This window comes from Nostoc sp. CmiVER01 (assembly GCF_034531135.2).
Taxonomy (GTDB): domain Bacteria; phylum Cyanobacteriota; class Cyanobacteriia; order Cyanobacteriales; family Nostocaceae; genus Nostoc.
Genome location: NZ_JAVRBU020000012.1, coordinates 73,691 through 87,326 on the forward strand (window position 1 = coordinate 73,691; position 13,636 = coordinate 87,326).

Annotated in this window: 12 protein-coding genes; 7 read left to right on the top strand and 5 right to left on the bottom strand. The window is 43.9% G+C overall.

Annotated features, from left to right (window positions below; genetic code table 11):
- Positions 1 to 26: 26 nt before the first annotated feature.
- Positions 27 to 452 (bottom strand): beta-lactamase hydrolase domain-containing protein, encoded by a 426-nt coding sequence (locus RMZ43_RS21400; RefSeq protein WP_322655672.1) that lies wholly within the window; start codon positions 450 to 452, stop codon positions 27 to 29.
- A 141-nt stretch (positions 453 to 593) separates the two neighbouring features.
- Here RMZ43_RS21400 and RMZ43_RS21405 point away from each other — a divergent pair, with 141 nt between their 5' ends.
- Complete coding sequence (locus RMZ43_RS21405; RefSeq protein WP_322655673.1) at positions 594 to 1,808, top strand: chromate transporter; 1,215 nt, start codon at positions 594 to 596, stop codon at positions 1,806 to 1,808.
- Between the two features lie 154 nt (positions 1,809 to 1,962).
- Here the strand turns inward: RMZ43_RS21405 and RMZ43_RS21410 are convergent, their stop codons facing one another.
- The 4 genes from RMZ43_RS21410 to pheS all read right to left on the bottom strand — a co-directional run bounded on the left by RMZ43_RS21410 (position 1,963) and on the right by pheS (position 4,452).
- Positions 1,963 to 2,304: a DUF4926 domain-containing protein gene (locus tag RMZ43_RS21410; protein WP_322647125.1), complete on the bottom strand. Its 342-nt coding sequence runs from the start codon at positions 2,302 to 2,304 to the stop codon at positions 1,963 to 1,965.
- On the bottom strand, positions 2,304 to 2,501 hold the full coding sequence (locus tag RMZ43_RS21415; protein WP_416212052.1) for a DUF6883 domain-containing protein: 198 nt from the start codon (positions 2,499 to 2,501) through the stop codon (positions 2,304 to 2,306). Before RMZ43_RS21415 ends, RMZ43_RS21410 begins: the two co-directional genes overlap by 1 nt.
- A 175-nt stretch (positions 2,502 to 2,676) precedes the next feature.
- A complete protein-coding gene (locus RMZ43_RS21420) occupies positions 2,677 to 3,294 on the bottom strand; it encodes a Uma2 family endonuclease (protein ID WP_322655674.1) in 618 nt (205 codons plus the stop codon).
- Between the two features lie 165 nt (positions 3,295 to 3,459).
- Positions 3,460 to 4,452 carry a phenylalanine--tRNA ligase subunit alpha gene (gene pheS, locus RMZ43_RS21425; RefSeq protein WP_322647123.1) on the bottom strand — a complete coding sequence of 331 codons (993 nt, stop codon included), beginning with the start codon at positions 4,450 to 4,452 and terminating at the stop codon, positions 3,460 to 3,462.
- Between the two features lie 495 nt (positions 4,453 to 4,947).
- Between pheS and surE the strand changes: the two genes are divergently transcribed.
- The 6 genes from surE to secA all read left to right on the top strand — a co-directional run bounded on the left by surE (position 4,948) and on the right by secA (position 13,548).
- On the top strand, positions 4,948 to 5,745 hold the full coding sequence (gene surE, locus RMZ43_RS21430) for a 5'/3'-nucleotidase SurE (RefSeq protein WP_322647137.1): 798 nt from the start codon (positions 4,948 to 4,950) through the stop codon (positions 5,743 to 5,745).
- A gap of 287 nt (positions 5,746 to 6,032) precedes the next feature.
- Positions 6,033 to 6,929, top strand: a complete 897-nt coding sequence (locus tag RMZ43_RS21435) for an MBL fold metallo-hydrolase (RefSeq protein ID WP_322655675.1) — start codon at positions 6,033 to 6,035, stop codon at positions 6,927 to 6,929.
- A gap of 587 nt (positions 6,930 to 7,516) precedes the next feature.
- Entirely contained in the window at positions 7,517 to 8,596 is a 1,080-nt protein-coding gene (locus RMZ43_RS21440; RefSeq protein ID WP_322655676.1) for a bifunctional riboflavin kinase/FAD synthetase, read from the top strand.
- Between the two features lie 73 nt (positions 8,597 to 8,669).
- Positions 8,670 to 9,578 carry an AAA family ATPase gene (locus RMZ43_RS21445; RefSeq protein WP_322647136.1) on the top strand — a complete coding sequence of 303 codons (909 nt, stop codon included), beginning with the start codon at positions 8,670 to 8,672 and terminating at the stop codon, positions 9,576 to 9,578.
- A 313-nt stretch (positions 9,579 to 9,891) separates the two neighbouring features.
- Entirely contained in the window at positions 9,892 to 10,467 is a 576-nt protein-coding gene (locus RMZ43_RS21450; protein ID WP_322655677.1) for a cytochrome C, read from the top strand.
- 288 nt (positions 10,468 to 10,755) lie between these two features.
- A complete protein-coding gene (secA, locus tag RMZ43_RS21455) occupies positions 10,756 to 13,548 on the top strand; it encodes a preprotein translocase subunit SecA (RefSeq protein WP_322655678.1) in 2,793 nt (930 codons plus the stop codon).
- The last annotated feature ends 88 nt before the right edge of the window (positions 13,549 to 13,636 follow it).

A 13,636-nucleotide genomic window follows, 5' to 3' on the forward strand; every position in this document is an offset into this window, starting at 1 on the left:
ACTTTTAACTCCTAACTCAGCACTATTCAAGAGAGACTTTCTAAATACTGCTTCAGATGAGGTTGATCTGGATTGATATCAAGTTCTTTTGCTCTTGCTAAAACCTGTTCACGGTTCAGCTTTTGTTGAGTTGCAAAGGCAATGAGCGCTAAGGCACTGGCTCGTCCACCTGCACCACAATGAAAATATACAGGAGTCGGCAATTCCTGTAGTTCTGATAGAACTGTTGCAGTCAAGTTGTCGTTGGCTGAATTTGGCTTAAGTGGAACATTGACATATTCAAGACCTACGGCTTGGGCATGTTGCTGTTCGTCTTCTAACGCTCCAGTTTCATCAAGCCAACGCAGATTCACTACAGACTTATATCCTTGAGCGGCAAGCTGTTTTAGTGTCTCTGGCGTTGGCTGTCCATCTGCCGAAAACTCATCGCTCACCTTCTTGACATCACTCATATATACCCCGTAATCTCGATTGTATTACCGGACTTACTAGTTGAACGCATAGTATCATAAATTAATTTCTAAGTATATAGATTTCCGCTATCGAATTTCGATATCTTAATTCTGCCATGATCATTAATCAGGAAAACTATAGTGACACAAGAAGCTGAGGATATCCAGAAAAAGCAAGAAGTAGTTTCCTATAAAGCTTTGACTCCCAGACAACAGAAACAGCGATTAACAGAACTGGCAACAGTGTTTTTACGACTGGGAGCGATCGCTTTTGGTGGCCCTGCTGCCCATATCGCCATGATGGACAATGAAGTGGTGAATCACCGTCAGTGGATGAGCCGGCAGAAACTGCTAGATTTGTTAGGGATTACAAATTTGATTCCAGGCCCCAACTCGACAGAATTAGCCATTCACATTGGCTACGAACGAGCCGGATGGCGTGGGTTACTGGTTGCAGGTAGCTGTTTTATTCTACCTGCGATGCTGATAGTTTGGGCATTAGCCGCCATTTATGCTCGCTATCAAACAGTCCCGCAAGTGGAATGGCTGCTCTATGGAATTAAACCTGTAATAATTGCGATCGTGATTCAGGCTGTGTGGAATCTAGGGAAAAAGGCAGCTAAAGATGTGCCGACGATCATTGCAGGGATAGTAGGAATCGCAGCGTATTTAGCTGGATTAAACGAAATTTTGGTGCTGATTTTACTAGGTATCGCTGTCATGCTAGTGAAGAATTGGCAAGCTAGAGGACACACAAGTGGAGCATTCCTGTTACCTATTTCAGGTATTCTGGCGCAGGTTAGTAGTACAACAGCAGCAGTTACATCAGTCAGTTGGATTAGCGTCTTTGTCTTTTTTCTCAAAATTGGATGTGTTCTCTATGGCAGTGGTTATGTATTGCTGGCATTTCTGCAACGGGATTTGGTCGAGCGTAACCAGTGGCTGACATCACAACAGCTTTTAGATGCCGTAGCGATCGGGCAGTTTACACCGGGGCCTGTTTTTACCACCGCAACCTTTATTGGGTATTTGCTAGCAGGAAATACTGGGGCGATCGCTGCTACAATTGGCATTTTCTTGCCAGCTTTTGCGCTGGTTTGGGTGGTTAATCCTTGGGTTTATAAGTTGCGTCAATCTCCTTGGGCAAGTGGATTTCTGGATGGTGTGAATGCGGCTTCTCTCGGATTAATGGCAGGAGTAACTTACACATTAGGACGAACCGCGCTAGTGGATTGGTTGACAATTATCGTAGCAATTGTGAGTGCGATCGCTGTGTTTAAATTTAAAATAAATTCTGCCTGGTTAGTACTGGCAGGAGGAGCGCTCGGATTTGCTTCACACATATTATTAGGTTAAAGATAGCGATAAAATTGACTACATTTTACTGTGGGACGCTGATTATCTGCGTATTTGAGATATTGCTTTCTCCAGGGTTGAGTACTTGCTCTGCGTTTAGCTGTAATTCTGGGAAAATAGTAGAAGCGACGCAAAAAACTTTCTCGCCAAATCCTTAGATAGGAGATTGCAACCTACTTTGATGCTCAGACTCTTCTTTTTGCAACAGAAAATCGAGATAATCTTGTAATTGTAATAGCCTCGCTCCAGATAGCTGACGTAACTTAGCTAAAATCATTTCTTCTTGCTGCCACTGGGCAATGGGAATAATTTGAGATGCTGCGACTTCGACTGTCACATGGGGCAAATCAAACCCTTCTAGACTATACCCGTCCTCTTCCCCTTCAGGCATAGGGTAATGTTCCACAATTGTTGCAACATTCCCTCGCTTCAGGTTGTATTTTGGTAAGTCTTGCGCTAAGGCAACTTGAGAGAATAAGGGGTACTGTAGCTTCATTAATTCGCTCCTTGATCTGGCACTAAGGTGACAAATTTGGTTGTATCGTTTGCAACCATCCAAATGGTTAAGATATTTAGTTCAACGCCATTAAGCCCTTGCAGACACGCACGAATGGCATACTTCTGCCCATAACGAGTTGTTTCGATCGCCTCGGCAGGTTGCGTTAAAACTTGAGCGCGTAGATCCTGTTCCAGTTATTGCCAGTTGTCTAATGTGTACCCAGCCATAGCCAGAAATTTAGATTTATCGTCTTTTGGCAACGGCACAAGCAGATACTTGGTTAGCTTTTCTTCTGCAATTATTGCATCCTGCGGTAAAAAGACCATCGGCTCATGGCATGAATTTTAGGTAGGATTTATTGACTACATTTTACTGTGGGACGCTGATTGTCTGCGTATTTGAGATATTGCTTTCTCCAGGGTTGAGTAATTGATCTGCGGTTAGCTGTAATTCTGGGAAAATAGTAGAAGCGATCGCACTGTTTCCTATAAATTTGGTTTCTTCATAAAACCCGTCAACTAATATCAGTACGGTAACTGCATTTCTTTGTGGATCAACAATCCAATATTCAGCAATTCCCCTTGCGGCATACTCGGAACGTTTGTAGCGATAGTCCCGATCTTCGTTAACTTTGCCAGGAGAAACAACTTCCACAACTAATGCTGGAGGTGGCATATCCAGGGTAATTGTGGATCGCGTTGCACCTTCTAAGGCTGTTGCAAGTTCATCCGTCAGCACAACTAAGTCAGGAATGCGAGTTGTTGCACGAGAACCAGCAACAACAATTTCAACTTTGTTACTTAACCGATTAACTGGAACGAACTTGAGGAAATTTACTAGCAAAAATAGAGATATCTGGACATTTTTTGGGCTTTCAGGTGGCATGGAAACTAACTCACCTGCTACCAGTTCATACTGGCTATCCGTGCGATCGTCATACTTCAAATATTCCTCAAGCGTTAGATGTTTGCCAGCGATCGCAGTCATATCAGGTCAAGAGAAGTTACGTACTAATAGTTTACCAAATTCATCAATCCTGATCTATTATTTAAAACCACAGATAATTCATGGGTATTTATCTGTGGTTATCTTTTCATCAAATTGACTTTTGCAAATTTAGTAAACGCTTGATTATTTAAAGCGATCGCTTCCCTAAAATTGCCGCAAAAATCGCAAATCACTAGCATATAACCGACGAATATCATCGATTTGGTGTAACACCATTGCAAAGCGTTCTACACCAAAACCCGCAGCAAACCCTGTATAAATTTCTGGGTCATAACCCACAGACTTAAGTACATTTGGATCGACCATACCGCAGCCCATCACCTCCAGCCAGCGACCATTCCACTGCAAATCTACTTCAGCCGAAGGTTCAGTAAACGGGAAATAACTGGCGCGGAAGCGAATAGGTAAATCACCAAATATTGTTTGTAAAAATACTTTAATTGTGCCTTTGAGGTCTGTAAAAGTTAGTCCCTCGTCAATGGCTAAAAGTTCTATTTGATGGAAAACTGCTGAGTGAGTCGCGTCTACATTATCTCGCCGATAAACTCGCCCTGGAGCTACAACCCGAATCGGTGGGTCTTCTCTTTCCATGTAACGAATTTGTACTGACGAGGTATGAGTGCGTAAAAGATTACCATCTGGCAGGTAGAAGGTATCCTGCATATCACGGGCGGGGTGGTCAGGCGGGGTATTAAGAGCCTCGAAATTATAGTAATCTGTTTCCATCTCTGGCCCTTGAGCCACGGTGTAGCCCATACCAACAAAAATATCTAGCGCCCGGTCGATAATACCATTGAGGGGATGAATACGACCTTGAGGGCTGTAAATTCCCGGCATAGTAACATCGAGAGTTTCAGCCTCTAGCTGTAGCTGAATTTGCGCGGCTTCCAGGGAGAGGCGTTGCTGGTCTAGACTAGTTTGCAAGGATTCTTTGACTGTATTGGCGATCGCTCCAATTTTTGGCCGTTCCTCTGCACTCATCTGCCCCATACTTCGCAACAGTGCCCCTAGTTCCCCTTTTTTACCCAGATAGTTAACTCTGAGTTCCTCCAGACGTTCTAGGCTGTCGGCGGCTGCGATCGCTTTTTCTCCTTCTTGCCGCAGTGCTAAAAGTTGAGCTTCTAAATTGCTAGTCATTAGTTATTAGTCATTGATCATTAGTCATTAGTCTATATTCAAAAGCTGTAAGCTGCTCGATAAATCAACTTACAGCTATGCCATTAACATCGAGAGTCAGCCCCAACCCTTGGGGACGCTGCGCGAACAGGGAAGTCAAAAGTCAAAACCAAACCTTTGTTTATCAATTAGAGACGACTGGGCTACCACAGCTTGGCATAAATCCAGCTATAGGGCGCTTATTTGATTGAGTGAAAAAACTCGCCTTCAACTCGAAAAGGCTAATTCCGCATTACCTACTCAAAAAAGTTCAGAAATCAAATCGGATTCCCATAACATCTTACTTACAAGATTTAAGGATTAAGCAACTAGTCTTAAAGGTAGGCAAACTTTAGACACAGTTTATGAATGAGTATAAATGTTTTTTGCTACTTGTGACCTTAGACATTGACAAATAACGAATAACAAATAACAAATAACTAATGACTAATGACTAATGACTAATGACCAATGACTATGAAATTACTAATTAGCAACGATGACGGCATTTCTGCCTTGGGGATTCGTACCCTAGCTAACTACTTGGCAGAGGCAGGTCATGATGTAAGTGTAGTTTGCCCAGATCGAGAGCGATCGGCAACTGGACACGGGTTAACTTTACATCAACCTATTCGCGCCGAAATTGTTGAAGGGATTTTTCATCCTGCTGTCAAAGCTTGGGCTTGCGATGGTACGCCTTCAGATTGCGTCAAATTGGCGCTTTGGGCTTTGCTAGATACTCCTCCCGATTTGGTTCTCTCTGGCATTAATCAAGGTGCGAATTTGGGAACTGAAATATTGTATTCCGGTACTGTTTCGGCGGCAATGGAAGGTTTAATTGAAGGCATTCCCAGTGTAGCACTGAGTCTTATTAGTCACACCTCTAAAGACTTTCAACCTGCTGCTAAGTTTGCCAAAATTCTCGTAGACCAGTTAGCCCAAAAACCTTTGCCAGATTTAATGTTGCTCAATGTCAATATTCCTGCGGTCAAATGGGAAGAAATTGCCGGAGTTACTCTTACCCGTCAAGGTCTGCGGCATTACATTGATGTGTTTGATAAACGAGTTGATCCTCGTGGAAAAACGTACTACTGGTTAACCGGAGAGGTAATTGAGGATGTAGAACCCCCAAGCGGATTAAATGTACTGCAAAATGTACCGTTAGATGTGCATGTTGTACGTAAAAACTACATCAGTATAACGCCGTTACAATACAATCTTACTCACGCAGATGGGCTAAATAAATTATCTGAGTGGGAATTCAATTTTCCATGAATCATGTGATTTATCAGGATAAAACTAGAATTATTTAAAGGCATCAGAGAAAAATGTAGGCTATAACGTAGGGACACTCTTGAAATAACCGATACACATCCACCCAAAAAACTGGAAAATTTTACCTGAGAGTATTTCATTCACATTTACACAATCAGCCAGAAACAGGGTATGCTGTTTTACCAAGAAATCCTTCCTCTGGCAAAATCGGTAAGACAGCATAAATTTAGACAAAATCAGTAACAATTTTTCCACTTATCGCCCGCTCAGTCCAGCAAGCAATACCCATGTCTAGGATAGAGAACCAATTTACCGTACAATTTTGGGGCGTTCGCGGCAGCATCCCCAGCCCAGGGCCAAACACCGTTCGTTACGGCGGTAATACCCCTTGCATATCAATGCAAGCGGGCGATAAACGCTTAGTTTTCGATGCTGGCACGGGACTACATGTTTTGGGGCAATCTTTGTTGCGCCAAATGCCGTTAGAAGCTCACATATTTTTTACCCATTCTCACTGGGATCACATGCAGGGTTTTCCCTTCTTTACCCCAGGATTTGTGAAGGGGAATGACTTTCATATCTACGGCGCGATCGCACCTGATGGTTCTACCATAGAACAGCGCCTCAATGACCAGATGTTGCACCCGAACTTTCCTGTACCCTTGCAAATTATGCAAGCCAATTTAAATTTCTACGACATTCGACCGGGGCAACCAATCCACATCGATGACGTTACTGTAGAAACAGCACCTTTAAACCATCCAGGTGAAGCTATAGGATACCGCGTTAACTGGCGTGGTGGTGCTGCTACTTATATCACTGATACCGAACATTTTCCTGACCGACTCGATGATAATGTGCTGTGGCTAGCTCGGAATGCTGACATTCTGGTTTACGATTCCACTTACACAGACGAGGAATACTATTCGCCCAAATCCCCGAAAATTGGCTGGGGACATTCTACCTGGCAAGAAGCAGTGAAAGTGGCACAAGCTGCTAACGTCAAAACTTTGGTAATTTACCACCACGACCCCGCACACGATGACGACTTTTTGGATAATGTAGGCAAACAAGCAGCTGCAAAATTTCCTGGGGCAATCATGGCACGAGAAGGATTGGTACTTCAGATTCCCACCTCAGTTGTCTTATCAGAATCTTTTCCTGTTAGTAAGTTTTCTACCTAAAGATTGCGATCGGAGGAATTGGAGATTTTAGATTAGATTGGTGATCAGAAGCTTTCAGCGTGAGAGCGAACCTGTTGGCTGTACGGTGAGACAGCACTGCCCAAAGTTGTCACGCCAACCACAGGATAAGGGCGACAACAGGAGGACATACCTTATAGCACCAACACAGTCCAGATCCTCACAGACACCCTAAGATTGGGGCTAATTTGGAGGGTAAAACCTTTGTTGCAGTCTCAACAACGAACTAGAGCCTTTTTAGCTCTGGTATTTGGGTAATCTGGACTTAGTAATTAGCTGTCAATCAATTTTGGATTTTGGATTTGTTCAGCCATAGCATGGCGGGGCATGAACCAAAAAATCTAAAGTCTAAAATCTAAAATTCGTAGTCAAGCTAATAGCACAAGATACCATCTTGGGCAACTTCCCTTAGGTTAAGCTTTTGGCTGCTATGTAAAAGGGGTAGCATCAAAACCCTAGCTGATCGCACAAGACCTCATGGGCAGTTAGTGAATGTCCTCCTCAAGGCGGTTTACCATAAGGTAGCTTCCTGCTGATAGCTAAAATAAACCTAAAATCTCAGAATCCACGTGCTAAATTTGTCTAAAAATGGGTGTTCTGTGTGGGTTGCTTCTTCAAACGAAGGGCTGCTAACGCCGACTGCTGTTGCCCTTGGCAAGTTTGATGGTGTTCATCTTGGTCATCAAAGGGTAATTCAGCCAGTCTTGCAGGCTGGTGCTAACTTATCAATAGCCAGTAGTCCGCAGTCAAAGGAAAATCAACAACTAGCAAATCAAGAATATATTTACTCAACAGTTGTCACCTTTGACCCCCATCCACAGGAATTTTTTACGGGACAGCCCCGGACTTTGTTAACGCCACTGGATGAAAAAGTCCAACAATTGCGATCGCTTGGGGTAGAACAACTGGTATTACTACCCTTTGACAAAGAATTATCTGCTTTGACCCCTGAAGAATTCGTCCAAAAAATTCTTGTGCAACAACTGCGATGCCAGCAAATTAGCATCGGGCAGGATTTTTGTTTTGGCGAAAAGCGCAGTGGCACTGCTAAAGATTTGCAATTAATCGCCGCCAAGCATAATATCCCTGTTACCATCGTTCCCTTACAAACTTATACAGGTAACTCGCCCACCGAAAGCAGTTGCGTCACTAATAATCCGACTCAAGATGCCCGCATTAGCACTTCATTGATCCGCCAAACCCTTGAGCAAGGCGACATTGAAAATGCAAATTTACTACTAGGACGCCCCTACACTCTTCTTGGTGTTGTCGTTCAAGGTCAACAATTGGGCAGAACAATTGGCTTTCCCACTGCCAATCTCCAACTACCAAAAGAAAAGTTTTTGCCCCGCCAAGGAGTCTATGCTGTCCGTGTTTTCATTCTCAGTGAAACATCAGATGTCGCTCCTAGTGAAAGCTTGGGCGTAATGAATATTGGTAACCGCCCAACTGTAAATGGTACTTATTCATCTGCGGAGGTACATCTGTTCGATTGGTCTGGTGATTTATATGGCAAAAAACTGGCTGTAGAACTAGTGAAATTTTTGCGCCCTGAACAAAAATTTGCTTCTCTAGAAGCCCTGAAAACACAAATTCAACTTGACTGTGTTGTTGCTAAAGAAATTTTGAGTGCTGAGTGGGAACAATAGATAGGGCATGGGGCATAGTTTATTAATTCATCTTCCCAATGCCCAATTCCCCACTCCCTACTCCCCGCACCGCATGAGAGAAAAAATTGACGCTTTAACACAAAATCTGGCTTTTACCATCGTTGGTAAAGCTGAGGCAATACGTTTAGTGCTAGTAGCCTTGCTAGGTGGTGGTCATGCTCTGCTAGAAGATGTCCCTGGTGTTGGTAAAACCCTACTCGCTAAATCTCTAGCTCGTTCACTGGATGGTAAGTTTCAACGGCTACAATGTACCCCCGATTTACTGCCAACTGATATTACTGGCACTAACATCTGGAACCCAAAAAACGGCGAATTTACTTATCTTCCTGGGCCTATTTTTACCAATATCCTCCTAGCTGACGAAATTAACCGCGCTACACCCCGCACTCAGTCAGCTTTACTAGAAGTCATGGAAGAACATCAGGTAACAGTCGATGGTGTCTCTCGTGCAGTTCCTCAGCCTTTTTTTGTCATTGCCACTCAAAACCCGATTGAGTATCAAGGTACTTTTCCACTACCGGAAGCGCAGATGGATCGGTTCATGTTGTCGCTGAGTTTGGGCTATCCTTCTGAGACAGAAGAACTCCTCATGCTGCAAAATCTCCAAAATGGTGTGAAGGTTGCTGATTTGCAGCCTTGTATTACCTTGGCAGAAGTACAGGAATTGCGTTACCTCTGCTCTCAAGTAAAAGTGGCACCCTCCTTGCAACAGTACATTCTGGAATTGGTGCGAGTAACACGGCAAGATGAGGAAATAGCCCTTGGTGTTAGTCCGCGTGGCACATTAGCATTACAACGGGCTACCCAAGCGCTAGCTTTTGTATTAGGGCGTGATTATGCTATTCCTGATGATGTAAAATTTCTCGTCCCTCATGTTCTTTGCCATCGCCTCATTCCTAGAGGCGGACGGAATGCAAGAACTGTTGTTGAGCGATTATTGCGATCGGTTTCTATTCCTTAAAGATAACTGTTGCCAAAAAGCTTTACCTAATTGCTTTCTCTTGAAAATGTTACTAACAGAACCTGAAATCTAACAAGTTCTAGACCAAGCTAAAGCTGCTTTTCCCAACTTGATTAACTGGGAATACAATAATGAAAAAAATGGGCGAAAAAGCGAATTGTGAATTAGTATAAGAGATTTTTCCTTGCAATGTTGAGAGATGCACAGACACAGAAGGGCTTGCCAATAGTCATTGCTATATTACTACTGGCAACGCTGGGGAAGTCCTATGATTAGCACAAGCGCCACTTCTGAATATCTGGGAATGTGAGGAATGTCAATTTTTGTTAAGCGCAAAATCCGCGAGCGCCTTGTACTACAGCAAAGCGCCGAACGCCAATTCAAACGTCAATTTTTCGGTTTACTTCTGGTAATTGTAACCTGGAGCCTAGCTATGGGTTGGCTTTTAGCCTTGGCAACCAATGCCCAAAGTGCTACTCCCAGCGCCGAAATTGGCACTGTTGACGTAGTGCCTGCACAGTATCAATTAGGGCAAGAACTGTATTTGGAAAACTGCTCCACATGCCACATAGGCTTACCACCAGCAGTTTTCCCCACCCAAACTTGGAAAAATCTCCTGCAAGACTCGCAGCACTACGGCGCACAACTAAAGCCTTTAGTCGATCCTCCACGCATCTTGGTATGGAAATATCTTTCGACTTTTTCTCGTGTTAAGCGAGACGACGAAGAAATACCATATCGCCTTAATGACTCACGTTATTTCAAAGCTTTGCATCCAGGAGTTAAATTACCACGTCCCGTCCAGCTTGGCAGCTGTGTTAGCTGTCATCAAGACGCTAGCGATTATAATTTCCGCAGCCTGACAGCAGAATGGAACAACTCGAATTAAGGTGGGGGCATGAGGGGAATAAAGAAGTATTTTCTTCCTCATCTCCCCCTACTCTCCCTTCTCTGGCCCCATCTGGGGGCAAAATGATACTATGAAGAAAGACTAAATAATCAGATAAGAGTTAAAACCAATCATTTAGTAAACTGATTGTCTCGTTTTTCTCCTGTTTTTGAGTTAATTCTCATTTGATACCCATCCACAACCAAGAAGGTTGGGTTGGGTTAAATGTTTATAATCAATGCCAAACCTTTAATTCCCATCCCCCTTGATTCAGTTCTATAATCTGCCATGCTAAAACTTTTGTTGGGCGACCCCAACGCTCGTAAGCTTAAAAAATACCAGCCTTCTGTTACTGAAATTAACCTTCTAGAGGAAGAAATTAAGGCTCTTTCTGATGAGGAGTTAAAAGGTAAAACCGTCGAATTTAAACAACGGTTTGCCAAAGGCGAAACTCTAGATGACCTATTGCCCGAAGCTTACGCCGTTGTTCGGGAAGCAGGACGGCGAGTCTTGGGCTTGCGGCACTTTGATGTTCAACTCCTTGGCGGTATCATTTTGCATGTAGGGCAAATTGCCGAAATGAAAACTGGTGAGGGTAAAACGCTTGTAGCAACCTTACCGAGTTATTTAAATGGCCTTACTGGTAAAGGTGTACACGTCGTCACTGTGAACGATTACCTAGCTCGTCGGGATGCTGAATGGATGGGACAGGTGCATCGGTTCTTGGGGCTGAGTGTGGGGTTAATCCAGTCAACCATGACTCCCAGTGAACGCCAGAAAAACTATGATTGCGATATTACTTATGTTACCAACAGCGAGGTAGGATTTGACTACCTGCGGGATAACATGGCGACGTCAATGGCAGATGTGGTGCAACGCCCGTTTAATTATTGCGTGATTGACGAGGTAGACTCGATTTTAATTGATGAGGCGCGGACACCGCTAATTATTTCTGGACAGGTGGAAAGACCTACAGAAAAGTATCTGCAAGCAGCTGAAATCGCATTCACACTCAAAAAAGACGAGCATTATGATGTGGATGAAAAAGCTCGTAACGTGCTTTTGACAGATGAAGGATTTGCAGAATCTGAAAATCTTTTGGGAGTCACAGATTTATTTGACCCAGAAGATCCTTGGGCACACTTCATTTTCAATGCAATTAAAGCCAAAGAACTTTTTCTTAAGGATGTAAATTACATCGTCCGTAATGGCGAAGTGGTAATTGTGGATGAATTTACCGGTCGAGTGCTACCCGGTCGGCGTTGGAGTGATGGATTACACCAGGCTATTGAAGCCAAAGAACACGTAGAAATTCAGCCAGAAACTCAAACTCTAGCGACAATTACTTATCAAAATCTGTTCTTGCTGTATCCAAAACTGGGTGGAATGACCGGAACGGCAAAAACGGAAGAACCGGAATTTGAGAAAATTTACAAATTGGAAGTTGCGGTAATTCCTACTAACCGCGATCGCAGACGCGAAGATTTGTCTGATATGGTCTTTAAGACAGAACCAGGCAAGTGGGGTGCGATCGCTAGAGAATGTGCCGAAATGCACGAACTCGGTAGACCTGTATTAGTCGGAACCACTAGTGTAGAAAAATCCGAACTTCTAAGTCGGCTGCTGAAGGAATTGTCGATTCCCCACGAATTACTCAATGCCCGTCCCGAAAACGTTGAGCGTGAGGCGGAAATTGTCGCCCAAGCTGGACGAAAAGGTGCTGTTACCATTGCTACTAACATGGCTGGTAGAGGTACAGACATCATTTTGGGTGGTAACTCCGAATACATGGCACGTCTGAAGCTGCGGGAATACTTCATGCCACGAATCGTCATGCCAGAAGATGAAGATAGCTTTGGCGTTCAAAGGGCAGCCGGATTGCCTACGGGACACGGTGGTGGTCAAGGCTTTGTCCCTGGTAAAAAAGTCAAAACTTGGCGGGCTTCACCAGAAATTTTCCCCACCCAGTTGACAAAAGAAACAGAAAAACTCCTCAAAGATGCAGTAGAAATTGCAGTGCGTGAATATGGCGATCGCAGTTTACCGGAATTAGAAGCTGAAGACAAGGTAGCTGTGGCAGCAGAAAAAGCTCCCATCGACGACCCTGTAATTCAGAAATTGCGGGAAGCATACAACCGGGTTAAGCAGGAATATGAACAATTTACTACCCGCGAACACAATGAGGTGGTAGAAATTGGTGGTTTGCACGTAATTGGTACAGAACGTCACGAATCGCGGCGGATTGATAACCAGTTGCGCGGACGTGCAGGAAGACAAGGCGACCCTGGAACCACGAGATTCTTCCTCAGTTTAGAGGATAACCTACTGCGGATTTTTGGAGGCGATCGCGTCGCTGGGTTAATGAATGCCTTCCAAGTGGAAGAAGATATGCCCATCGAATCTGGGATGCTCACCCGCAGTTTGGAAGGCGCACAGAAAAAAGTAGAAACCTACTACTACGATATCCGTAAGCAGGTATTTGAGTATGACGAGGTGATGAATAATCAACGTCGTGCTATTTACGCTGAACGTCGCCGGGTGTTAGAAGGTCAAGACTTAAAAGAACAAGTAATCAAGTACGCCGAAAAAACGATGGATGACATCGTTGATTACTACATCAACGTAGACTTACCCTCGGAAGAGTGGGAGTTAGAAAAGCTGGTTGAAAAAGTTAAAGAATTCGTCTATCTACTAGCGGATTTGCAGTCAAATCAATTAGAAGATATGACAGTCAGCGAGATTAAAGCATTCCTCCATGAACAGGTGCGAATTGCTTACGACCTCAAAGAAGCGCAGATTGACCAAGTTCAACCCGGACTGATGCGCCAAGCTGAACGCTTCTTTATCTTGCAACGCATTGATACTCTGTGGCGGGAACACCTGCAACAAATGGATGCCTTACGCGAATCGGTAGGATTACGTGGTTATGGGCAAAAAGATCCACTAATTGAGTATAAGAGCGAGGGCTACGAACTCTTCTTGGATATGATGGTCAACATCCGCCGAGATGTGGTGTACTCGTTGTTTATGTTCCAGCCGCAGCCACAACAGATGGTGCAGGCTTCGTCTGAGATGGTGTAAGTAGGCAATATCTCATGCAGAGACGCAGAGGCACAGAGAGTGCTTTTGCGTCTTTGTATTTTAAGGCATCTCTCAAAAATATTTTCTT